This window comes from Psychroserpens sp. NJDZ02 (genome assembly GCF_004843725.1).
In the GTDB taxonomy this organism is placed as follows: domain Bacteria; phylum Bacteroidota; class Bacteroidia; order Flavobacteriales; family Flavobacteriaceae; genus Olleya.
Genome location: NZ_CP039451.1, coordinates 3,298,703 through 3,323,080, shown reverse-complemented (window position 1 = coordinate 3,323,080; position 24,378 = coordinate 3,298,703). Strand labels below are relative to the sequence as shown.

Annotated in this window: 20 protein-coding genes; 6 read left to right on the top strand and 14 right to left on the bottom strand. The window is 32.8% G+C overall.

The window, feature by feature from the left end:
• Nucleotides 1-107 precede the first annotated feature (107 nt).
• Nucleotides 108-1,331 carry a multidrug effflux MFS transporter gene (locus E9099_RS14680; RefSeq protein ID WP_136584285.1) on the top strand — a complete coding sequence of 408 codons (1,224 nt, stop codon included), beginning with the start codon at nucleotides 108-110 and terminating at the stop codon, nucleotides 1,329-1,331.
• Here the strand turns inward: E9099_RS14680 and E9099_RS14675 are convergent.
• The gene (locus E9099_RS14675) at nucleotides 1,321-1,953 is read right to left on the bottom strand and encodes a MarC family NAAT transporter (protein WP_136584284.1); all 633 of its coding nucleotides are present in this window, start codon (nucleotides 1,951-1,953) and stop codon (nucleotides 1,321-1,323) included. The genes E9099_RS14680 and E9099_RS14675 overlap by 11 nt on opposite strands.
• A gap of 275 nt (nucleotides 1,954-2,228) precedes the next feature.
• On the opposite strand from E9099_RS14675, the gene E9099_RS14670 reads away from it, so the two are divergent.
• The 4 genes from E9099_RS14670 to E9099_RS14655 all read left to right on the top strand — a co-directional run bounded on the left by E9099_RS14670 (nucleotide 2,229) and on the right by E9099_RS14655 (nucleotide 8,267).
• Nucleotides 2,229-3,731: a hypothetical protein gene (locus E9099_RS14670; RefSeq protein WP_240788908.1), complete on the top strand. Its 1,503-nt coding sequence runs from the start codon at nucleotides 2,229-2,231 to the stop codon at nucleotides 3,729-3,731.
• A gap of 74 nt (nucleotides 3,732-3,805) precedes the next feature.
• Complete coding sequence (locus E9099_RS14665; RefSeq protein ID WP_240788907.1) at nucleotides 3,806-5,614, top strand: cytochrome-c peroxidase; 1,809 nt, start codon at nucleotides 3,806-3,808, stop codon at nucleotides 5,612-5,614.
• Nucleotides 5,615-5,730: 116 nt separating this feature from the next.
• Complete coding sequence (locus tag E9099_RS14660; RefSeq protein WP_136584282.1) at nucleotides 5,731-7,632, top strand: DUF294 nucleotidyltransferase-like domain-containing protein; 1,902 nt, start codon at nucleotides 5,731-5,733, stop codon at nucleotides 7,630-7,632.
• The gene (locus E9099_RS14655; RefSeq protein ID WP_136584281.1) at nucleotides 7,632-8,267 is read left to right on the top strand and encodes a PolC-type DNA polymerase III; all 636 of its coding nucleotides are present in this window, start codon (nucleotides 7,632-7,634) and stop codon (nucleotides 8,265-8,267) included. Before E9099_RS14660 ends, E9099_RS14655 begins: the two co-directional genes overlap by 1 nt.
• A gap of 38 nt (nucleotides 8,268-8,305) precedes the next feature.
• Here the strand turns inward: E9099_RS14655 and E9099_RS14650 are convergent, their stop codons facing one another.
• The 6 genes from E9099_RS14650 to E9099_RS14625 form a co-directional block, all read right to left on the bottom strand.
• Nucleotides 8,306-9,052 (bottom strand): NYN domain-containing protein, encoded by a 747-nt coding sequence (locus E9099_RS14650; RefSeq protein ID WP_136584280.1) that lies wholly within the window; start codon nucleotides 9,050-9,052, stop codon nucleotides 8,306-8,308.
• Between the two features lie 345 nt (nucleotides 9,053-9,397).
• Entirely contained in the window at nucleotides 9,398-9,751 is a 354-nt protein-coding gene (locus tag E9099_RS14645) for a hypothetical protein (RefSeq protein WP_136584279.1), read from the bottom strand.
• Between the two features lie 18 nt (nucleotides 9,752-9,769).
• Nucleotides 9,770-10,243, bottom strand: a complete 474-nt coding sequence (locus E9099_RS14640) for a thermonuclease family protein (RefSeq protein WP_136584278.1) — start codon at nucleotides 10,241-10,243, stop codon at nucleotides 9,770-9,772.
• Between the two features lie 384 nt (nucleotides 10,244-10,627).
• Complete coding sequence (locus tag E9099_RS14635) at nucleotides 10,628-11,293, bottom strand: DUF5932 domain-containing protein (RefSeq protein WP_136584277.1); 666 nt, start codon at nucleotides 11,291-11,293, stop codon at nucleotides 10,628-10,630.
• 3 nt (nucleotides 11,294-11,296) lie between these two features.
• Nucleotides 11,297-12,925, bottom strand: a complete 1,629-nt coding sequence (locus E9099_RS14630; protein WP_136584276.1) for a tetratricopeptide repeat-containing sensor histidine kinase — start codon at nucleotides 12,923-12,925, stop codon at nucleotides 11,297-11,299.
• Nucleotides 12,926-12,952: 27 nt separating this feature from the next.
• Nucleotides 12,953-13,138, bottom strand: a complete 186-nt coding sequence (locus E9099_RS14625; protein ID WP_136584275.1) for a hypothetical protein — start codon at nucleotides 13,136-13,138, stop codon at nucleotides 12,953-12,955.
• Between the two features lie 348 nt (nucleotides 13,139-13,486).
• On the opposite strand from E9099_RS14625, the gene E9099_RS14620 reads away from it, so the two are divergent.
• Nucleotides 13,487-14,200 carry a hypothetical protein gene (locus tag E9099_RS14620; protein ID WP_136584274.1) on the top strand — a complete coding sequence of 238 codons (714 nt, stop codon included), beginning with the start codon at nucleotides 13,487-13,489 and terminating at the stop codon, nucleotides 14,198-14,200.
• 386 nt (nucleotides 14,201-14,586) lie between these two features.
• On the opposite strand, the gene E9099_RS14615 is transcribed toward E9099_RS14620, so the two are convergent.
• The 7 genes from E9099_RS14615 to E9099_RS14585 form a co-directional block, all read right to left on the bottom strand.
• Complete coding sequence (locus tag E9099_RS14615) at nucleotides 14,587-15,813, bottom strand: class I SAM-dependent rRNA methyltransferase (protein ID WP_136584273.1); 1,227 nt, start codon at nucleotides 15,811-15,813, stop codon at nucleotides 14,587-14,589.
• A 250-nt stretch (nucleotides 15,814-16,063) separates the two neighbouring features.
• A complete protein-coding gene (locus E9099_RS14610; protein ID WP_136584272.1) occupies nucleotides 16,064-16,798 on the bottom strand; it encodes an acyl-CoA desaturase in 735 nt (244 codons plus the stop codon).
• A gap of 57 nt (nucleotides 16,799-16,855) precedes the next feature.
• Nucleotides 16,856-17,428 (bottom strand): Crp/Fnr family transcriptional regulator, encoded by a 573-nt coding sequence (locus E9099_RS14605; RefSeq protein ID WP_136584271.1) that lies wholly within the window; start codon nucleotides 17,426-17,428, stop codon nucleotides 16,856-16,858.
• Between the two features lie 828 nt (nucleotides 17,429-18,256).
• On the bottom strand, nucleotides 18,257-18,619 hold the full coding sequence (locus tag E9099_RS14600) for an endonuclease domain-containing protein (protein WP_136584270.1): 363 nt from the start codon (nucleotides 18,617-18,619) through the stop codon (nucleotides 18,257-18,259).
• A 619-nt stretch (nucleotides 18,620-19,238) separates the two neighbouring features.
• On the bottom strand, nucleotides 19,239-19,601 hold the full coding sequence (locus E9099_RS14595; protein ID WP_136584269.1) for an endonuclease domain-containing protein: 363 nt from the start codon (nucleotides 19,599-19,601) through the stop codon (nucleotides 19,239-19,241).
• A gap of 685 nt (nucleotides 19,602-20,286) precedes the next feature.
• Nucleotides 20,287-22,194, bottom strand: coding sequence for an acetate--CoA ligase (gene acs / locus E9099_RS14590; protein ID WP_136584268.1), 1,908 nt, complete (start codon nucleotides 22,192-22,194; stop codon nucleotides 20,287-20,289).
• 221 nt (nucleotides 22,195-22,415) lie between these two features.
• Entirely contained in the window at nucleotides 22,416-24,311 is a 1,896-nt protein-coding gene (locus tag E9099_RS14585) for an acetate--CoA ligase (RefSeq protein ID WP_136584267.1), read from the bottom strand.
• Nucleotides 24,312-24,378: the final 67 nt, after the last annotated feature.

Genomic DNA, 24,378 nt, shown 5'->3' with positions numbered 1-24,378 from the left:
AAGTTGTTATAAAAGTTTGATAAAAATCAAATTAATTAGGTCTAATTTAACAGCTATTTCACACTAATAAAACTAAGGATAATTCTTTTTTAACCTACTTTTGCAGCATGCAAGAAAAACAGACTGTAAAACTAGAATTTATCATTTTAATGGCGTCGCTAATGTCTATTGTAGCTTTAGCAATAGATGCTATTTTGCCTGCCATGTCAGCTATTGGTATCTCTATTAATAGTTTTGATACGGGTAATAATCAATTACTGATTACCATGATTTTTTTAGGTTTAGGTTTTGGGCAATTATTATTTGGACCTTTATCGGATAGTTTTGGACGAAAACCAATCGTATACATGGGATTTTGTGTATTTGCTTTAGGAAGTATTGTCTGTGTACTGTCGCAAAGTTTAGAAATGATGGTTGCTGGTCGTATCTTACAAGGAATAGGTTTAGCAGCACCAAGAACCATTGCAATTGCGATTATTAGAGATATGTTTAAAGGTGATTACATGGCCAAAATCATGTCATTTGTAACTACTTTTTTCATTTTAGTCCCTGTTATTGCTCCAGTAATGGGAAAATTTATATTAAACCATTATAATTGGACTGGTATCTTTTATGTCCAATTAGTTATGGCTTTTATAGTTAGTATTTGGTTTTGGAAAAGACAACCTGAAACCCTTAAACCTGAATACAAAATAAAATTTAGTAGCCATGAATTTATTGATGGTGTCAGAGAACTAATAAAGTACAAAGAAACCATCGGGTTTACTATTATTTCTGGTTTTATCTCTGGTGCTTTTATTGTATATTTAAGTGCATCTCAAGTGATTTTTGAAAACCAATACGGTTTGATAGATGAGTTTCCATACATCTTTGCAGGATTGGCTTGTGGAGTGGGCTTATCAACCTTTTTAAACGGAAGCTTTGTGATGCGCTTAGGAATGTGGCGTTTATCTTACTTAGCCATTATAGTCTTTAGTGTCAATGCATTATTATATGTCTTGTTATTCTGGAATGCTGCCACTAACCCCGCTTTACCGGTGATACTATTGTTTATGGCTATACAGTTTTTTACTATTGGTTTTATTTTCGGGAATCTAAGAGCCATTGCAATGGAGCCTATTGGTCATATTGCAGGTATCGGAGCTGCTATTACAGGATTTGTGTCAACAATAATGGCAGTACCCATTGCTAATTTTATTGGTAGCTACGTTAAAGATACAGCATTACCGTTGTTTATTGGTTTCACCGTATTTGGATCTTTATCGCTTATGATATTTACTTATATCAAATCAACTAGAAAGCGTAAAACACGTGCTGAAGCTATCCTTTAATTGTAGTTAATATATCTACAACTGAAGATATAATATACTCCACACCTATTGCTATAACAATAAACCCTATAATTCTAGACAGTGCATTAATCCCTGACGCTCCTAAAAATCGAACAATAAAATGAGCACTTTTTAAGATAATATAAATTGAAATCGTTGCCGAAAGAATAGCTCCTACAATAATTAATATTTCAGAAGTTAAAACAAATTCTTGGTTATAGGTTATTAATAAAGAGATAGTCCCCGGTCCTGCTAACATAGGAATGGCTAATGGCGTTAAACTAATAGCATCACGCGTATGTATATCTTCCTGTACATTTTTACGCTTCATCCCTTTATGTTCTCTAAACTTACCTGTTAACAAAGCAAATCCAGACGAGGTAATTATCAGCCCTCCTGCTATCTTCAAAGCATTGAGACTAATTCCAAAAAAAGACAATATATATTGTCCTGCAAAAAACGAAAGCACTAAAATTACTAACACATCTATCGCTGTCCAAAAAGCAGTGACAGATCGTTCTTTTTTGCTCTGTTCTTCTGTTAAACCTACAAATACAGGTACCGTTCCTAAAGGATTCATTATCGAAAATAAAGCACCAAATACGACTAAAAATAATTCCATTGTTTTTTCTGCAAATTCCGTGATTTAATTAAGTTCAAAAGTTACCACAGGATTAACTAATCTTAATTAAAACGTAAAGAATAAAAAGACACAAAACAAGAATCAACACACTCAAAAACAAATAATTAAACACCTAAAACAAGTACTTAACATATTGTTTACATAGTAACATTACCGTAAAGTTTTCTTAAAACTTCATTCATTTTAAGCTAACATACAATTAGCTTCTTGACTGTAGTTTTGTTAAAAATTAACATCTAAAACAATCAATTAAAATGAAATTATTTAAACCACGTTTTATTCAAGTATGTATTCTAGGTCTTGCTTTTGGCTTTTTAGGATGTGAAGGCGAAGATGGACTTGATGGAACAAACGGTACAGATGGTCAAGACGGTCAAGATTATACACCCCCAGAAGGCTTATTTACTAACAAATCGGCATTAGAGCCTTTAGTAGACATTAGCAGTAACTTTAATAATGTAAATGCTTACTCTTTAATCAGCTCCACAGATTATTTACCAAACGGATTCCGTTTAGTTGGCGCACAAGATGGTGCCGGTTTACTAAAAGACGGTAACGAATATATTTATATCGTTAACGCAGAAGACGATTATAGTGTCTCTAGAATTAGATTTGACGAAAACATGACACCTATTAAAGGAGAATGGTTATTAAATGCCGGAGTTGCCGACTTTGCTAGACAATGTTCTGGTACGATGTGGGAAGCTGCTGTACATGGAGGGACTCAAGATATCTTTTTATCTGCATCAGAAAGTATTGCTTATGATGTTAAAGCAATCGATCCTTGGGTAGAAACACCGACACCTACTGCCGATTTTGGTTTAGACGCTTTAGGAGAGTTCTCATGGGAAAACGCAGTACCATTACCTCAAAATTCATTTGCTGGTAAAACAGTAATAATTGGTGGAGACGACGATTCTAGTGGATCTGAAGGTCAAGTCATCATGTACTTATCAGAAAATGGCGATGCAGATTTAACGAATGGTAAAATATATGTTTTACGCTTAAAAGAAATTTCTGATGGTGCTAATGGTGTTCAAGCAGTCACTACAAATACGGTTTACAACGAAAGTAGTTTGGATTTTGGATCGACTTACGATGTTGAATTTGTCGAAATTGAAAATGGAGCAGCAATGACTAAAACAGAAATGGAAACAGCTTGTACTGGTGTTTTTGCTTCTCAATTTATGCGTGTTGAAGATGTCGATTATCAAAAAGGAAGCGATGACAATGGAAGAAACGTCTATTTTGCAGTAACAGGAAGAGGTCCTGGTGCAGGAACTTATAATGATTGGGGAACCGTTTATAAACTAAATTTAGATCCTACCAATCCTTTACAAGGACAGTTAACACAAGTAGTCAGCGGTAACACCGACACTAATAACCAAGACGGAAACTTATCTAGCTTACAAAGTCCTGATAACATCTGTGTGACAGAAAACTATATTTATATCCAAGAAGATCCTAACTCTTTTTCTAGAGGACATGCCGCTAGAATCTATCAAACAGATTTAGACGGAAACAATCCAACTGCTGTTTTAGATTTAAAAATCGAAAGCAACTTATCCCCTACTGGAAGCACGTCTTTATCAGGAGAATTTGGAGCATTAATTGACATTTCTGACAAAGTTGGTGTGCCAGACACATTTATCCTAAACTTACAACCACACTACTGGAAAAGCGACGATTTTATATCTACAAACTTACCACACAACCAAGGTGGTCAAATCGTTTTATTACAAGGATTACCTAGATAAGACTTCGTCTTTTATTATTAATAATGAATCTCCGTTATATAACGGAGATTCATTTTGTTTATCACAATCTTAACATGAAATCACACCATTCGTTTGTAATTATTCTTACCTTATTATTAAGTCTTTCTGCCTGTAAAACTGATAAAACCGAAACCATAGACGTCATCCATTGGGATGTTGCTCAAAATTACTATATCGATAATTTAGATATCGCTTCTAAGTATTTAGATAGTCTAAAAACCGAAGGTCTTACTGGTAAAAACACCAAGCATTATTTTAAACTAGCCCGCGAAGCTTTTAAAAAAGCAGAACCCTTTGCTTCCTATTTAAATCCCGAAGTCGGACATAGAGCTAATGGACCTGCACTTCCTGTTTATAAAGAAGATACTGGTAAAATACTAAAACCAATAGGTCTTCAAAAAATTGAAGAAAGCATCTACGAGCAAGAAACGTCCATCATTGATTTCGAACAAGAAATTTATGTTACTAAAGGATTACTTTCCATCTTAAAAGGAAACATGGAAAAAAGAATGCTCACCCCACAACGATTTTTTATTGCTACACATCAACAATTATTGCGTATTGTAAGCTTAGGGATATCTGGTTTTGATACACCTGTTAGCCATTTAGGACTTTCTGAAAGCGCAGTGTCTCTAAATAGCTTAAAAACTATTTATGAGCATACTATTCAATCTTTAATTATAAAAAAGGATTCGACTTTGGATAAGGACTTTAAAGACAATATCACTAAAGCTATTCAATTTATAAAAAGCAATACCGATTTTGAGACGTTTGATCGTTTTGCATTTACTAGAGATTATCTTAATCCCATAACACGCCATTGGGTCTCTATTAGAAAAACAGCTGCTATTTGGGAACCAACCAATACCGAGCCTTTTAATTTTGACGCGCCTACATTTTTTGAAAGCAATAGCTTCAACTTAAACTATTTTACACCTACGACCAACAGAAATCCTAGCGATAAACAAATTGCTTTAGGCGAAAAATTATTTTTTGACACACAACTTTCTGCTAATAACAGTATGGCTTGTGTCACCTGCCATAGTCCTGCTTTAGGTTATGCTGACGCTATGGTTCTTAACTTAGATAATAATGGTAATAAACTACAACGTAATACACCAACCTTAATAAATAGCGCCTTTCAGAAAAGCTTTTTTTGGGATGGTCGGTCAGAAACCATGATTGAGCAAATCTCATCTGTCTTTTTAAATGATAAGGAGTTTAATACTAATGTTCACACATTTTCTGAAGCGATTTTACAAGACACAACTTATGTAAAATTATTCAAAGACGCTTATGGGCAAGTCCCAAAAAATAATACTAATGTTATCAAAGCATTATCCTCATACATTTCTACATTAAACGGTTTTGATTCTAAATTTGATAGAAACATCAGAGGAGAAATCGATACTTACACAGAAGAAGAAACACTAGGTTATAACCTGTTTATGGGAAAAGCACTATGCGCTACATGCCATTTTATGCCATTAACAAACGGAACAGTCCCGCCTTTTTATAACGACACTGAAAAAGAAGTGATTGGTGTTCCTAAAAATGCCGATAATAAAGAGAATGATACCGATTTAGGGTTTTACTTTAAATATAAAGAAGACTTACATAAAGGCATGTTTAAAACACCAACGTTAAGAAATATCGACATTACTGGTCCTTATATGCATAATGGTGTTTATCAAACTTTAGAAGAAGTCCTTAATTTTTACAACCTGGGCGGTGGCGGTGGTTTAGGTTTCGATTTAGAACACCAAACCCTTCCTTTTGATAATTTAGACCTTACAGAAACCGAGCAGCAAGCCATTATCGCTTACATGAAAACACTAACCGATAATCCCGCAGTGTATTAAAACGTATATTACCTTCACTTTATTGAAAAACAAATCATCTCATAAATAACCTCTTTTAAATAAAATCAAAATACGTTTGGCTTACTAATTTATATTATTTTATATAACTTAGTAGTATGAAAAACACCATTGCCGAACGTATTTTAGATTTTCTGAAAGGCTTCCCTCCTTTTAATGCTTTAAACCATGAGCAATTATTTGCTATTGCGTCAGAAGTCAAAGTGTTATACCTAGAAAAAGATACGTTTCTGTTTAAACAGAACGAAGATTTACACGACTCCTTTTACGTGGTAAAAGATGGTGCTATTGGTGTTTTTAGGGGAGACAAATTGGTAGACGAATGTGATGAAGGTGATATTTTTGGACTAAGAGCACTAATCCGTAAAGACCATTATTTGTTAGATGCAAAAGCCATTGAAGAGAGTATTGTCTACAGTATATCTTCAAAATTATTGGAAGATATTATCATTAATAATAAAAAGGCCAATCAATTTATAATTGCAAGTTTTGCAACTAATACCCGTAATCCGTATAGTAATGAGGACAAAGGGACTTTATTTGCTAATGTTGCCATTTTAAAACCAGAAGCCTCGACTTTTACAGAAGTACAATCGGTTAACTACTCTAAAAATCCAATCGTTTGTAATATTAATACAACTATAAAAGAGGCCTCATTAATTATGAGCCAGAATAAAGTAGGCTCCATAATTATTACAGAAAACAAATTACCAATTGGAATTATAACGGATAAAGATTTACGTAATAAAGTCGCTACAGGTTTACACCCTATCTCAGAACAAGTGGAAACCATTATGTCTAAACCCGTCTTGACGTTTCCTGAAAACATATCCGTTGCAGAAGCACAAATCGCGATGCTAACGTATGATATTTCTCACTTATGTATTACTACGGATGGCACGTCAAACTCGGACCTTATTGGTATCTTATCAGAACACGATATAATTGTTATCCACGGAAACAATCCTTCCGTTTTAATTAAAGAAATTAAACGTGCAACCTCAGCAGAATCCTTAAAATACATACGAGAAAAGGCGCAAAACTTACTTAAAGGCTATCTTAAACAAAGTATGCCAATTAGTTTTATATCCAAAATCATATCTGCAATCAATGACGCCATTACCAAACGTGTTATTGACTTATCTATTGCCGAATCCTCAAAAGCTCCTCCCGTGTCTTTTGCATGGTTAGCCATTGGAAGTCAAGGTAGAAAAGAACAATTATTATTCACAGATCAAGACAATGCCTTAGTCTACGAAGATTCTATTGAAGAAAGTAAAACTAAAACCTATTTCTTAAAATTAGCACAATCCGTAAATGATAAACTAGCGATTGTTGGTTTTGAGCTATGTCCAGCAAATATGATGGCTAGTAATCCAAAATGGTGTTTATCCGTTTCTGATTGGAAATCACAATTTACCAATTGGATCACACATCCTGACGAGGATAAATTGATGCTTTGCAATATCTTTTTTGACTACAATCTAGTTTACGGAAATCAAAATTTGGTTAGCCAAATGTCGGATAGTATTTTTCAAGCGATTGATAATTATAGTATTTTCTTGAATTTTATGGGACGAAATGTTTTAAAAAACCCACCACCTTTAAGTTTTTTCCGAAATTTTCTAGTGGAAGACTCTGGAGAACATAAGGATCAATTTGATATTAAACTTCGTGCCATTATGCCACTTGTAGATGCTGCCCGTGTGTTAATCCTTTCTCATAATGTCAAAGAGTTTAATAGCACCATTGCACGCTATCAAAAACTGGTCGAGCTAGAACCTCAAAACAAAGATTTATACGAGTCTTGTATCTATGCCTTCAGAATTCTTTTACGTTTTAGAACCAAACAAGGCTTGAAAAACAAAGACTCTGGACGCTATATAGATGTAAAAAACTTAAGCAAATCCAATAAACTAAAACTTAAAGGTTGCTTTAAACCTATCAAAGACATCCAAGAGTTATTAAGCATACGTTATAAACTCTCTCAAATGTTATAATGGGCTGGTTTAAGCGTAAAATATATCCCGATTTTTATAACGCTTACGCGGAAACCTTTAAGTACACCTCCAATCTTTTAGAAACGACACGATTTGTAGTGTTCGATACAGAGACCACGGGTTTAAATACAAAAACAGATAAGATACTATCTATTGGCTGCGTTGCAATTACAAACGGAATTATAGATGTCGCAGATAGTTTTGAACGCTATTTGATCCAAAGCCAATTTAATGCCAACACGGTCAAAATACATGGGATTTTAAAAAGCGGAACCATTATCAAGATAGAACAACGTGAGGCTATCATTCAATTTTTAGACTATATAAAAAATGCGGTACTAGTTGCGCATCACGCTGCTTTTGATGTGGCAATGATAAACCAAGCATTAAAACAAATGGACTTACCTAAGTTAAAAAACAAGGTTATTGATACAGGACAACTCTACAAAAAAACAAAATACGTCAAAGATCAAAAACACTATAGCTTAGACACACTATGCAACACGTATAATATTGTCATGCACGATCGTCACACTGCTTCTGGAGATGCATATTTAACAGCTGTACTGTTTTTAAAACTGTCTGCATTGCTCAATGCTAAAAAAAATAGAGCATTGAAATTACGAGATTTTTAAATTAATAACGCCTCCCTTACAATGCTAACATCTTATGTTTATTTTTTCCCGCGTTTGATACGTACATAAATCAATTTTGTCCGCCCTTTAGAAGCTTCGCGTCTTTCGATTTCAAACGTAGAAATAGACTTTATTAAAGGAGTTAGCTTCTGAAAACCATAATTCCTAGAGTCAAAATTAGGTTGTTTCTTTTGTAATAAACTTCCAACATCACCTAAAAAAGCCCAACCATCATCATCTGACACATCGTCTATGGTTGATGTGATAAACTTAATTTCTTTTGCAGTAATGGTATCGTAATTATTTTTTGGAGCTGAAGACTTAGTTGTCGTTTCAGAGGTACTTTCTTCCGATTCATTTTTAAGAATTTCGATATAAATAAACTTATCACAAGCTACTATAAAAGGGTTTGGGGTCTTCTTTTCTCCAATCCCATACACTTTCATGCCTGCTTCACGTAAACGCGTAGCCAAGCGCGTAAAATCACTATCACTAGAAACCAAGCAGAAGCCATCTACTTTTTCTGAATATAAAATGTCCATAGCATCAATAATCATGGCAGAATCCGTCGCATTTTTACCCGTCGTATAGCCGTATTGTTGTATTGGTGTAATCGCGTTTTCTAACAACAAACTTTTCCATTTGTTCAGGTTTGGCTTAGTCCAATCTCCATAAATACGCTTTATAGTTGGGTTACCATACTTAGCAATTTCTTCCATCATCTCTTTTACATAAGCAGATGGTATGTTATCTCCATCAATAAGTACTGCTAATTTTATATCCATAATTTTTAAACGTTTTTACAAATTTATTATTGATAACACTAAAGATAAAAGCTTTAAAACAAAAAACCACTCTAATTAGAGTGGTTTTTATAAAACTATAGGTAACTCGTTATTTACGAGCTGCTTTTTTAGCTAATTTGGCAGCTTTCTTCTCTTTTGGAGACAATGCTGCTTCCTTTTTTACGTTCTTTTTTGAATCTTGTGATTTAGCCATGACTTTATATTTTAAGATTAATTACTTTCAATTTTATTTTATAAATATAGTCTTTTTTTAATAGCAAACACTTTTAGAAGTTTCTTGATTTTTACGCTACAAGTTGTAAAACCACACCTTCACTCCTGTTTTCAATGCTGATAACATCTTTGGTTAGCATTTTTGGTTTGACGTTTACAACGTTTTCCTGATTTTGTTTTTCCTATACATTGTAAAGCTGTAGTACTTTTTACTGTACTAGTTTGTTTTTTATTTGATATTGCATTCGCTGTTGTTGTTCCCTTTCCTGGCTTACAAACGGAACAAGCAGAAAAACCAAGTGCCAAAGCTTTTTCTAAGGTGTATTCCTTTTTAGAATATTTTAAATACCGACAATTAGATATATGGTACTTCTCTCCTGTTTTAGTGGTGTAAACCGTTTGACCTATAGCACTATTTGCAAAAGCAAAGGTTAAAACTAGTAATAGGACTTTTAAGAACTTCATTTTACCTTGGGTTTATATTTAATCCTTATTTTTATTTAGTTTTTTTAATCTAGATGCTTCTTTTTTATTAGCTCTCCATTGCCATGGTGAAATAGCATTTTGCTCTTGCCATAAGCCCAACCTGTTTTTTTTAGCACTATCCTCTAAATTTTGTAAGAGAGTATCTTTAGAATATTTCACATAATGCCATGCCAATCCGTTTTTAACCAATTGATGATTAAGATTTATAGAATCTCCATAAAACACATTAGCTATTAGACGTCTATATCTATCTTTTTTTAATATTTCAACGGTAACATTTTTATTAAAAATAGCTTCCGAAACAAAACGCTTAGCATTTGTAGAAAAAGGTTGCTTTTTTTCTGGGCAATCTATGTTTGCTAATCTTATTTTTACAGTTGTCGCGTCTTTAGTCAAAAGCTTAAATGTGTCTCCATCCATAATACCTATTACTTTACCTGTTAGTATTGTTGGTCTAACTTTACTATTCATAGTAAATGAACATAATAAAATGATAAGCAATAATGAGGATAGCCAGAGTTTATACATCGGTTATATAATTTAGTTTGACATAATATAATTTTAATAATTACATATTACTAACTCCAAAAATAAACCCTTTAAAAAACAAAACCTTACGGTTTTCCGTAAGGCATGCAAATTGAGTAGAAAAACTAATTAATTTGCTATTATTAATTCTAGAACTTGACTTTATGGTAAAAAACATATTCATTTTAAAAACTATTCTCAAAAAAAAGGTAACCATTGCTGGCTACCTCTAATTCCCTTTATAATAAATTAGTAACTAATAACATGCAATTTTAAGCAATGCATTAATTTCTATTTTACGGTTTTCCGTAAAAACAGTGTTTTATTTTAAAATAACCCCAAATCTTTAACTATAGTTACTAAATGTATTGCATTTCTAGCTTTAAATTGGATTCGTAGCTTATTAAGACGTTTTTCTAAGGAACTAACACTATTTGGTAGCAAATTTTGAGCTTTTAAGTGTGCTGCTATCTGGTTCTGAGATAAGCCAGTAGACAATAATCGGATTAATTCTATATCGTAGTCATCAATCTCTAAATTGGTTTTTGGACTTAGTGCCTGTTGCACTTGTGGAGAGACATATTGCTCGTTATTATAGACTGTCGTTATGGCCTTATTAAGCTCGATTAAACCACGTCTCCCCTTACATACATAAGCATTAGCTTGATATGTATTAACCAAAGCTCTTACTTTTTGCAAACGATCTTCTACAGAATAAACGATGATTTTTATTTCTGGATAGTCTTTTTTTAAAGCCTTTACCAAATCTTCTCCAGAGTTATAGGTTTGCTCCCTATGATCTGCTACAAACGATAAATCCGTTACTACCAAATCAAAAGGCACCCCATCCAAACTAGCTTTTTTAATTTTTAAATACGCGTCATCGCAATATTGTACTTGTTTTACATTAGTAATAGACAAGCTATCTAAAACGGTTAATACCCCTTGATTGATACTTCCTAAGTCATCCGAAATCAAAACTTTTTTAAACATAATTTAAACTATAAAAAAGGCTTTAAACCCTTGGTTAATTTCTGAGTCAAAAGTAATTGTTCCATTAATAGACTGAATACGGTTTTCCACATTTTGTAACCCATTTTGTTTTTTTAGTACACTTCCAACACCATTATCTTTATAACTTATTTCTATTTTTTTATTTTTTTGAATGAAGATTAATACTACAATTGTAGCTTCACTATGTTTTTTCATATTAGTCATTAACTCTTGAAGAATTCTATAAACTGTTGTCTTTTTTATATCTGAAAGCACTTCCCACTCTATTACTGAAAGTCCTTTGGTCACCACATTGACTTGATCACTTTTATAACTTAATAATAAATCTGTAAGTAGTTCTTTAAAATCTTGCGCAACATCAATGGCACTATTTTCTTTTGAAATATCTCTAGTTTTGGTATAAATCTGTTCTAAATCATCCAAAACATCTTCTTTTACAATAATATCCCCTTGTAGTTTTGTCATAACCTGATAAACATCATTAGCCACTTCGTCATGTACTTTTTTAGAAATGCGAGTTTCTGTAGTATAGATTTCTAGTAATTTTTCTTTTCTATGTTTGATTTTCAACAAAAAGAATAAGGATAATCCAATAACAGAAAGGAGTACTACAATAAATTGATACTGCTGTTTTTTAGTTTTCTCTTTTTGAGATTTAAGTTCACTTTTACTGTAATCATATTTCATTGAAGCAAATTTATTTAAGTTAGTTTGCCTAGCTAATTTAATACTATCACTTAGTCTCAAATAGGCTTCAAAAACAGAATAATCTTTTAAATTCACTCTTAATTTAAGCGCATCTTCTCTGTAAGACGCACTCTTAATAGTATTTGCTATATCAAATGCTTCTAATGCAAATGCCTTTGCTGTATTGTAATCTTTTTTTTCTTTATAATAATTGGATAAATGGCTATAACTAGCATATAAATTATAATTATTATTCAATAACTCCCTAATTTCCAAGCCCTCTAACATAAATAGGTAACCTTCCGGTTTGTTTAATTTAAATTTCACAAAACCTAAATTATCTAATACTCTCGCTTTTTCAGTTGAATCATTAACTCTATCAAACAGGCTATACGCTTTTAGAAGCTCTAGTTCTGCTTTTTCAAACTGTTTATCCTCTTTTAATACATTAGATATATTATTATAAAGCGTCATACTATCTCTTGCTGTTTCTGCTAAAGCAAAAGACGTTTTATAGGTTTCTATTGCTTTTGTAGTATTGCGTTGTTCTTTATACAAAATCCCCAAGCGATTATATAATATAGCTTTAAGTCTTAAATAATATGAATCCACTTTTTTTTCATTATCAATTAATCCTATAGCCTTCACTACCGAAACTTCACTTTCATAATAAAAGCCTACCTTATATTCTATTATAGATATATGTAATAAATCGTAGGCTACTCTTTTAATATTGTTCTTGTTTAATTCTTTTTTTAAATCATTTTGAAAAAACTGAAAGGCCTTTACTAAATCATCACTAGATTTTACATGTTCTATTATATCAACATAATAAGCTGTGCTATCCTTAGTTTGTTGAGAAAAACTGGTTTTATAAACCATAAAAAAAACAAAAAAGAGGAATGAATATTTAAATAATTTCATTCCTCTAAAATAGTAACTATTTTTTAGTTATTTACCGCCTTGAGTTATTTTCCCGCCTTCTGTTGGCGGTGGTGGCGGAGGTGGTTCTAATTCACCATCCTCGCCACAACAGGCATGGGTAGAATTAATATCTTCAACTATATTTTCTGGTGTACAAGAAAAAAATGTCGCATTGAGGAAAACCGTAAACATTATAACATATATTTTATTCATTTTGTAGTATTAAAAATTAGACATCAGTGTTGCTGTCCGAGATTTAACTTAGATACTTTTATAGCTTAACAACACATTTAAATAATGAAGAGACGTCTCTCTTTCAGGAAGTTTAGAGCGCAGAAGTAATTAGATATTATTACTTCCCAATTACTAATATCAATTTACTTCGCAACTCTAATATTGAATTAATCAATACCATAAACCATATTATGATTATGACATAAATTAATTCTGAAGCAAATAAAAGGAACAATTAGAAAACGAATAGGAAACCACTAGGAAGTGTTTAGGAAACTTTTGAGAAAAAAAAATCCTAACTTTTTCCTGATAAAAACAACTAAAAAAATGCACACACAGTTGATTATTTTCGCCTTTGAGAAAACAAAAAAAGAAGAAATAAAAAAAGGCATAAAGGCACCTTCTCTAACCCATCTCGCTAAAAATATTTCATTAACTATAGAGGACTATTCAGGATTAGCTTTTGGAGAAAAAAGTTTGAGAAACTACTACAACTCCGCCATAAAAGAAAATGAAGAAACCAATATCAAGCAACCAAAAGTTATTAATGCTTTATGTCAATATTTAGGATATGATAATTATCCGGAATTTTATAATCAAAAAAAAATATTAGAAGCAAATGATATAACTGACAACAGCTTAAAAAAAGAGAGTCAATCTTTTAATTTGAATAGAAAAAAAATAATGAGCTATTCAATTATAGCAATTATAATTGGTTACTTTGGTTATGATACTACAAAAAAAGACTGTATGATTTGGGTAAATAACACCCACTATGAACTTATTTCATGTGATAAAAAAGAAGATTTGCGCTCTATATCAAAAGACCAGTATATTTTAGAGAATTTTAGACGTGTAAAACCAGATTCTACTTACCCGTTTTTTAAAATTAATGGTGCAGAAAATTTATGGTATGAAAAAAACAACACTGGTGATTTAGACTATTTCACAAGCTATGGGACACATCCAATTACAGGAAAAACTTTAAAAAGAATAACACCTTACATGATAAAAACACATATATGGAAGAGGTTTAAGTGATAATTACAGACATAAGAGTATTTTACTTTATTATTGTTTTTAAAGTAAAAGTCATGCTATAGTCCCTTTTATTTTAGCACTATATAATGAGCCCAACACATAAATTGTTCGATATGTAAAATCGAATTTAAAACAACATAAATCAAAAATTAACATGCCCACTAGGCGAATGGTGGTGTTTATCACATCTTTCTATCAATAAAACAACATCCAATAGCTATATATTTTTAGATGTATAATTAAAACCTAGACCTCGATAAACACCTATAAATTATTTAATTATATAAATAAAAAGTAACCAAACATTAGTTATTTTATGTCAAAGAGACAATACTTTAACTGTCAAAAGATAATATTAGCCTTCTTTAAAATTAAAAACATAAAACCTAATCAAAGCGATAATATCCACATTTTAAATAGGCACCTTCTGGGAATCCAATAGGATGATCCGTATCATGTTGTGTGGTTTTAATTGTCTTAAAAGTTCTTTTTGCACTAGATAGTGTTGCAATGTTAATATCGTAAAATGCCTGTGCTGTTACACGACTAGAACAAGACGCTAATACTAACAACCCGTTTTTTGCGGTTAATTGCTCTCCTAACTGTGCTAATTGCGCATATTTTTTCTTGGCTAAATCTATTTCGGTTTGCTGCTTCGCAAAACTTGGTGGATCAATAACTACAACATCAAAAACAACACCTTTTTTAACCAAATGCTTTAAAGCTTTAAAAGCATCGTCTGCAATGGTATGATGTGTTCCTGAATACGTATTTAATTCTCCATTTTGTTTTGCAATTTCTAATGCTTGAGCGCTAATATCTAAACTAGTTACCTCTGTAGCTCCATTAGCTAAAGCATGTACTGAGAATCCACCAGCGTAACTAAACACATCTAAAACGGTTTTACCATTACTAAACAGACCAACTTGCCTTCTATTATCTCTGTGATCTAAAAAGTAACCCGTTTTATGTCCTTTTATAACGTTTGCCGAAAAATTAACTCCATGTTCTACAAACTGGACAACCTCGTTTTCAAGTGTCCCATAAACTACAGCACCATCTTTTAATTGATGAGTTTTAGATTGTTGCAAACCACGACTTAATCGGATAACAACTGTTTTACATTTTGAAATACTTATTAAAATTTCTAAAATAGAATGTATGTAGGGTAACCAAATTTCTGAATACAATTTAACCACCAAAACATCCGCATAAACATCCGCTATTAACGACGGAAAACCATCATTTTCGCCAAATAATAAACGATAACTATTAGTATTAGTCTCTAATAAAGGCAACCGTTTAGCGTAAGCTTTTTCTATTTTTTGCTTAAAAAACTCAGCATCAATGACCACAGATGCTGTATCATTATAAATCATCTTTAATTGGATCGGAGAATTAGCATCATATAGCCCAATACCAATCATGGCATTTCTTCGCTTTCCAAAAATAATAGCTAAATCTCCTGTATTCGCATCATTATTAATCTTAACTATACTATCTGAAAACACCCAAGGATGTCCTTGATGTACATATTGCTCGCCATTAGACGTTAGTTTTACTGCTAATCGTTTTGGTTTTAAGTGGGATGGTATTGTTTCAGAAATTATCATTGTACAAAATTAGTGTTTTTATTATCATTGTTAGCATCACAAAGCTATCTAGGGCAATAAAAATTGTACTTTTAATGTAATAATTTTGATAAACCTCAAAGGACACTTCTAGTACTAGATCAACTATTAAATATAACCGATAAGCACATAACAAAATAACCGATGTGAGATTACAATAATCTCACATCGGTTACAAGTATAAATATATAAAGAGCTATAAAAAAAAGCCCTAAAACAATTAAAGCATCTACTAAACTGCTGTCTTCTTAATTTTAATAATACGTAGCTTATCTAAAACAACCATTATTAAGTAAGTAAAATCAATTTCAAACCAACGTACGCCAAAATTTGCACGTCCACTATGCGAATGGTGATTATTATGATACCCCTCTCCCATCATTAAAATATCTATTGGTAATAGATTTTTAGACGTATCGCTAACCTTAAAATTACGATATCCGTAAATATGAGCAAACCAGTTAATAATAACACCATGAATTGGAGCCATAAAAAAGGCTACTGGCAAGAATAACCATTGCCACCAAGCGGTTACAAAAACAATAAAAAACACGATATAAGCTGCAGCCCAAGATAATCTAGAAATTCTTGAACTTGCTATTTTATCAAACGCCTTCCATTGTGGTACGTTTTTAGTAAACTTATCTGCTACTGCAATACGCTTTTTATTGATGTCTTGATAAATGTTTTTAGTACGCCACATCATAGTGAATAAATTACTATCGTATTTAGGAGAATGTGGATCTTTTTCGGTATCAGCATACGCATGGTGCATCCTATGCATTACACCATAACCATAAGCACTTAAATAATTAGAACCTTGAAATACCCAAGTTAACACAAAACAAATGCGTTCTGTAACTTTAGACATTGTATAGGTTTGGTGTGCTGCGTAACGGTGTAAAAAGAAGGTTTGAAAGAACAAACCCGTATACCATAAAATAATGATAAATATTATAATAGTCATAGTCTTTGTTTTATTACAAAGGTCTATAATTTTAACCGCAAATAAAATGAACCTAAGTTAAGAAATACGCTTCCTAATTCGGCTTAATGCCTGTGGTGTCACGCCAATATAAGAAGCAATATACTTCAGCGGAATCTCTTTTATTAAGTTGGGACGTTCTGTAAATAAATTGAGGTAACGGGTTTCTGCAGATTCATTTAACAAAGACTGTTCTCGTTTTGATTTGATTAAAAATAAACGCTCTGAAGACAAGCGACCAATGACATTACCCGCAAAACTTTTCTCATATACTTCCTGTAAATCTTGATATGAGATACTCCACATGGAAATATCTGTTAACGCTTGTAATTTGTAAAGTGATGGTTTTTTAGTAAGAAATGAATCATACGCACTAACAAATTCGTTTTTAAAACAGAATCCGAAAGTTAAATCTTTCTCTTCTTCCTCCTTCGGAATTAAAAAGCGCGCTATACCTTCTTCTATAAAAGAGATATAGTTTTCAGTCTCTCCAACATCTAAAATAGTGGTCTTTTTTTTGAAGATTCTGTTTTTTAATTTAGAAGAAAACAATTGCCAATCTGCATCAGAAATGGAGACCGTTTTTTCTATATATTCTCGAATATTTACCATATTTATTTATACCCTGCAAATATCGCTATATAATTTAATAGTTATATTAATTTTGACTTAAATACTGCTATGTTTAGCTAAATAATTCGTTTTTTTTGAATTATTGAAACTTAACCAAATAAAACCCTTCCGAATCCATGCTTTCTAAAAAGCATGAATCCACCTTCCCTGAAAAAAAGGGAAGGATTTACTTACTGTTGGGGACCTACTGAGGTTTGATTACTCTTACGCAAAACCCTTCCGAATCCATGCTTTTTCAGAAAGCATGAATCCACCTTCCCTGAAAAAAGGGAAGGATTTACTTACTGTTGGGGACCTACTGAGGTTTGATTACTCTTACGCAAAACCCTTCCGAATACTTATTGTTATGGTTTAATTCAAACAATATCTTATACAACAACTATTAAATAACATACAATAAACTAGTAAGAACAGCCGAGTAAAACTCTCCTCCTTTTTTTAAGGAGGAGAATGAATTTGAAATTCCCTTAAAAGAATTTTAAAGAAAGAGGTGGTCCTTTTTACTCTTAGGCAAAATCCTTCCGAATCCATGCTTTCTAAAAAGCATAAATCCACCTTTCCTCAAAAAAAGGGAACAATATACTTACTGTTGTGGAGCTACTGAGATTTGATTACTCATATACTAACCCCTTCTGAATACTTATTGTTATGGTTTAATTGAAATAATATTTAGAAAACACAAACAATTATTAAATCACATACAAGAAACTAGTAAGAACATCAGAGTAAAACTCTCTTCCTTTTTTTAAGGAGGAGAATGAATTTGAAATTCTATTAAAAGAATTTTAAAGAAAGAGGTGGTCCTTTTTACTCATTTTTAAAACAAGCTTTTATCTCATTTAGCACATAGTCTAAATCTTCAAAAACAAATTTGTTCTCAATTCTGAAAATAGTAAATCCTAAGCTTTTTAAAACCTCATCACGTTCGTAATCTTTTAATTGTTGTTCAAAACGTAGGTGATAGCCACCATCTAACTCAATGACTAACTTCTCTTTTGGACAATAAAAATCAACAATATAATCCAATATACTATGTTGTCTTCTAAATTTACGACCTTCTAACTGTTTTTGTTTAAGATGATTCCATAATGTTGCCTCAGCAGACGTTAAATCTTTACGGAGTGCTTTTCTTCTGTCTTCTAAATATTTGCGATTATGTATTGGTTTCATTTTTAAATCTATTGAATAACTAAAGTTATGAAAATATATTTTAGTGGGATTGATTCACTTGTGTTTGATTACTCATATGTTTAACCCTTCCGAATCCATGCTTTTCAGAAAGCATGGATCCCCCTTCCCTAAAAAAAGGGAAGGATTCACTTACTGTTGTGGGCTTACTGAATTTTGATCACTCTTACGCAAAACTCTTCCGAATACTTATTGTTATGGTTTAATTCAAACAATATCTTATACAACAACTATTAAATAACATACAATAAACTAGTAAGAACAGCCGAGTAAAACTCTCCTCCTTTTTTTAAGGAGGAGAATGAATTTAAAATTCCATTAAAAGAATTTTAAAGAAAGAGGTGGTCCTTTTTACTCTCAGGAAAAACCCTTCCGAATCCATGCTTTTTAGAAAGCATGGATTCACGTTCCCTGAAAAAAATGGAAGGATTTACTTATTGTTATGGTTTAATTGAAATAATATTTAGAAAACAAAAACAACTAGTAAATCACATATAATAAACTAGCAAGAACATCAGAGAAAAACTCTCCTCCTTTTTTTAAGGAGGAGAATGAATTTAAAATTCCATTAAAAGAATTTTAAAGAAAGAGGTGGTCCTTTTTACTCATTTTTAAAACAAGTTTTTATCCCATTTAGCACATAGTCTAAATCTTCAAAAACAAATTTGTTCTCAATTCTGAAAATAGTAAATCCTAAGCTTTTTAAAACCTCATCACGTTCGTAATCTTTTAATTGTTGTTCAAAACGTAGGTGATAGCCACCATCTAACTCAATGACTAACTTCTCTTTTGGACAATAAAAATCAACAATATAATCCAATATACTATGTTGTCTTCTAAATTTACGACCTTCTAACTGTTTTTGCTTAAGATGATTCCATAATGTTGCCTCAGCAGACGTTAAATCTTTACGGAGTGCTTTTCTTCTGTCTTCTAAATATTTGCGATTATGTATTGGTTTCATTTTTAAATCTATTGAATAACTAAAGTTATGAAAATATATTTTAGTGGGATTGATTCACTTGTGTTTGATTACTCATATGTTTAACCCTTCCGAATCCATGCTTTTCAGAAAGCATGGATCCACCTTCCCTAAAAAAAGGGAAGGATTCACTTACTGTTGTGGGACTACTGAGATTTGATTACTCATATGTTAATCCTTCCAAATACTGACTCTTGTGGTTTAATTCAAACAACAACTATTAAATCACATACAATAAACAAGTAAGGACATCAGAGTAAAACTCTCCTCCTTTTTTTAAGGAGGAGAATGAATTTAAAATTCCATTAAAAGATTTTTAAAGAAAGAGGTGGTCCTTTTTACTCTTAGGCAAAATCCTTCCGAATCCATGCTTTCTAAAAAGCATGAATCCACCTTCCCTGAAAAAAAGGGAAAGCATACTTACTGTTATAGGCTTACTTAACTCTGAATTATTATTTTTTTTAAAATAAGTAATAAAAAAAAACGCAACCTTTTTAAGGTTGCGTTTTCTGCATTAGGGATAGTAGTGGCATCCTTTTGCCTTTTAGCAAAAGATATAACGGATAGCCCGACACTTGGTAGCTTAAGCGGAAAAGTGTAATGCCCAAATAAATAGTTTATATCTTACTATTTAAGAGTGCTTCCGTCGTGCCCTCTCGCAATGACATTATAGTACATTATCCATAATATCTTGTACACATTCTGGATTTAGCAATGTACTTGTATCTCCTAGATTATCGGTCTCATTACTAGCTATTTTACGTAAAATACGTCGCATAATTTTTCCACTTCGTGTTTTAGGTAATCCGTCTGTAAACTGAATTTTATCCAACTTAGCGATAGGTCCTATTTGCTCTGTAATAATTTGGTTTATTTCTTTCCGTAGATTCACATGATCTCTACTTTCTCCGCTTTCTTTCAGGGTTACGTAACCATATAAAGCATTTCCTTTAATATCATGCGGAAAGCCTACAATGGCACTTTCTGATACCGCAGGATGCTCGTTAATAGCGTCTTCAATGGGTGCAGTCCCTAAATTGTGACCAGACACGATGATGACATCATCTACACGACCTGTAATACGGTAATACCCAACCTCATCACGTAAGGCACCATCTCCTGTAAAATACATATTATCATAGGCAGAGAAATAGGTGTCTTTATAACGTTGGTGGTTCCCCCAAATGGTTCTTGCCATACTTGGCCAAGGGAATTTTATACATAAACGTCCATCGACTTGGTTTCCTTTAATTTCTTCTCCATGCTCATCCATTAATGCTGGTTGCACTCCTATAAACGGTAGTGTTGCGTAGGTTGGTTTGGTTGGGGTAGCAAATGCAATTGGTGTAATCATGATACCTCCAGTTTCGGTTTGCCACCAAGTATCTACAATTGGTGCTTTTTTCTTACCAACATTGTCATCGTACCAGTGCCAAGCTTCCTCATTTATAGGTTCTCCAACAGTACCTAATACTTTTAGAGATGATAAATCGTGTTTTTCTAAATGTTCTATACCTTCTTTTGCTAGTGCTCTAATAGCGGTTGGTGCCGTATAAAATTGGCTCACTTTATGTTTTTCTACAATCTCCCAAAAACGTCCAAAATCCGGATAACTTGGAACCCCTTCAAACAGAACAGTTGTCGCTCCATTACATAATGGTCCATATACGATATAACTGTGTCCTGTAATCCAACCGATATCTGCTGTACACCAATACACATCTTCTTCTCTGTATTGAAATACATTTTTAAACGTATACGCCGTATATACCATATATCCTCCTGTGGTATGAACCATTCCTTTTGGTTTACCTGTCGACCCTGAGGTATATAAAATAAATAATGGATCTTCTGCATCCATAATTTCTGGCACACAATCGTGATACGCTTCATCCAACAAAGGTTGTAACCATTGGTCACGCCCGTCTTGCATGTTTATATCTGAATTGATACGTTTTGCTACCAATACAGTATTTACATCTGGACATTCCTCTAAAGCTTCGTCTACAATCCCTTTTAAATCGATTGTTTTTGCGCCACGATAAGAGCCATCTGATGTAATTACCATTTTACAATCACTATCATTAATTCTGGTTGCTAATGCTGTTGAAGAAAATCCCGCAAAGACAACAGAGTGTATAGCACCTATACGCGCACATGCTAAAACAGAAACTGCTAATTCGGGAATCATTGGTAAGTAAATACAAACACGATCGCCTTTACCGACTCCGTTATCTTTAAGTACGTTTGCAAATCGACATACACGCTCGTGTAACTCTCTGTAAGTAATATGAAGCGCTTTTTCTTTTGGACTATTAGGTTCAAAAATGATAGCCGTTTTATCTCCTCTGGTATATAAATGTCTATCCAGACAATTTTCTGTAATGTTTAACTTTGCTCCTTCAAACCATTTGACTTCAGGCTTAGAAAAGTCCCAACTTAATACTTTATCCCATTTTTTACGCCACATAAAATGTTCTTCGGCAATTTCTTCCCAAAAACTCTCTGGGTTTCTGACGGATTTACGGTAAACTTGGTAGTACTCTTCTAAATGTTTTATGTGATAATTACTCATAATTAGTTTAATTTATTAAACACTTTACTTGTGTTTATTAGGATATTTATATTATTAATTTAGTTTCTATTTTTGCGAGACACTTGGACTGGACCAAGTGTGACAAACAATACTTATCGATCTTGATGATATATCGACTGCACTCAGTGTGTCAATTACTACTTATGTTTTTTGTTAAAAAGTCTTGTTTCTCAAAAATCATATGATATTATATTTACAGTTTATTTATGAATCCCAATACTATGGGTTTTATATACTATTTTTATTTCGTCTATAATTGTAACATCATCAATGGTTGATGGTATATTATACTGTTGCTCGTCTGCTATATTACGCAACAATTTACGAAGAATTTTTCCACTTCGCGTCTTTGGTAATCGGTTTACGACTAACACCTCTCTAAAGGACGCTACTGCTCCTATTTCGCGACGTACGTCTAGAATTATTTCTTTTTGAATGGTTTCATTTTCTAACGTATCTTCCGATTTTAAAACCACTAATCCTAATGGTTTTTGTCCTTTAAGCTCGCAATGCACACCAAATACAGCACATTCTGCTACGGATTTATGCGAAGACACAATTTCTTCCATTTCGGCGGTTGATAATCGGTGCCCCGCCACATTTATAACATCATCTACGCGACCGGTTATAAATACATAACCATCTTCGTCTTTGTACCCACCATCTCCAGAAAAATAATAACCCGGAAAACGGTCTAAGTACCCAGATTTAAAACGCTCTGGATTACCCCATAGATTACTTAATGTTCCTGGTGGTAACGGTAATTTAACCACAACATACCCTTCCACACTAGACTGCACCTCTTCTCCGTCTTCATTTAATATTTTAATATCATAACCACAAACGGGTAATCCTGCAGAACCTGGTTTTATGTCTTGCAATGCAACACCAACCATATTTGCAATCATAGGCCATCCGCTTTCGGTTTGCCACCAATGGTCAATTACTGGTATCTCAAGTTTATCTTCTATCCAATTTAAGGTTGCTACATCACAACGTTCTCCTGCTAAAAATAAATATTTTAAACATGATAAATCAAAACGCTTTAACATATGTCCTGTCGCATCATCTTTTCTAATGGCTCTAATAGCTGTTGGCGCCGTAAACATTGCTTTTACATTATGCTCGCTAATAACGCGCCAAAACGTCGAGGCATCTGGTGTTTTAATTGGTTTTCCTTCAAACAGAATGGTTGTGTTTCTATTTAATAAAGGTCCGTAAGCTATAAAGCTATGTCCCACAACCCAACCAACATCACTTGCTGCCCAAAAGGTTTCGCCTTCGTTTACACCATAAATATATTTCATAGAGAATTTTAAAGCGGTTGCGTAACCGCCCGTATCTCTAATAATTCCTTTTGGCGTCCCCGTGGTTCCTGAAGTATATAATATATAAGACGGATGTGTTGATGCTACTGGAATAGCTTCGATAGACGGAGCCTCTTCTACTAGAGTTGCATAGTCTACATCGTAGTTTTTCTTCGGAATTTCAACGCCTAATTTTCTATCAAAAACAATAACGTGTTTTGGCTTAGTTTCCGCTTTAGCGATTGCTTGATCCACAAAGGGTTTATAAGGAATAATTTTCTGGATTTCGACACCGTTTGATGCTGTAATAATTGCTTTCGGCTTACAGTCATTAATCCTAATAGCCAACTCATTAGGTGCAAAACCACCAAAGACAACCGAGTGTATTACTCCTATCCTAGCGCAAGCCAACATGGCATATAACGCCTGCGGAATCATTGGCATATAGATAATACACGTGTCTCCTTTTTGCAATCCTAAACCTTTTAATCCACCTGCAAGTTTTGATACTTCGTGATGTAATTGATTAAAAGTAATATGCTGTTTTGTATTGGTAACTGGCGAGTCGTAAATTATAGCATTCTGATCGCCAAAACCCGCTTTGATATGTTTATCAATACACAAATAACTTAAGTTAAGTTGCCCATCTTCAAACCATTGATCATAGTCATATTTATCTTTAGACAATATGCTTTTAGGTGCTTTAAACCAATCCAATTGCGAGGCTTGTTCTTGCCAAAATTGCGCTGGTTGGTCTATACTTTTTTTATAAAATTCTTGATAATACATAGTTAGGCCTTTTTAGAGTTAAATAAGCCGAACCAATTGGGATTAAGTACTTTTAATTTGACAAGTG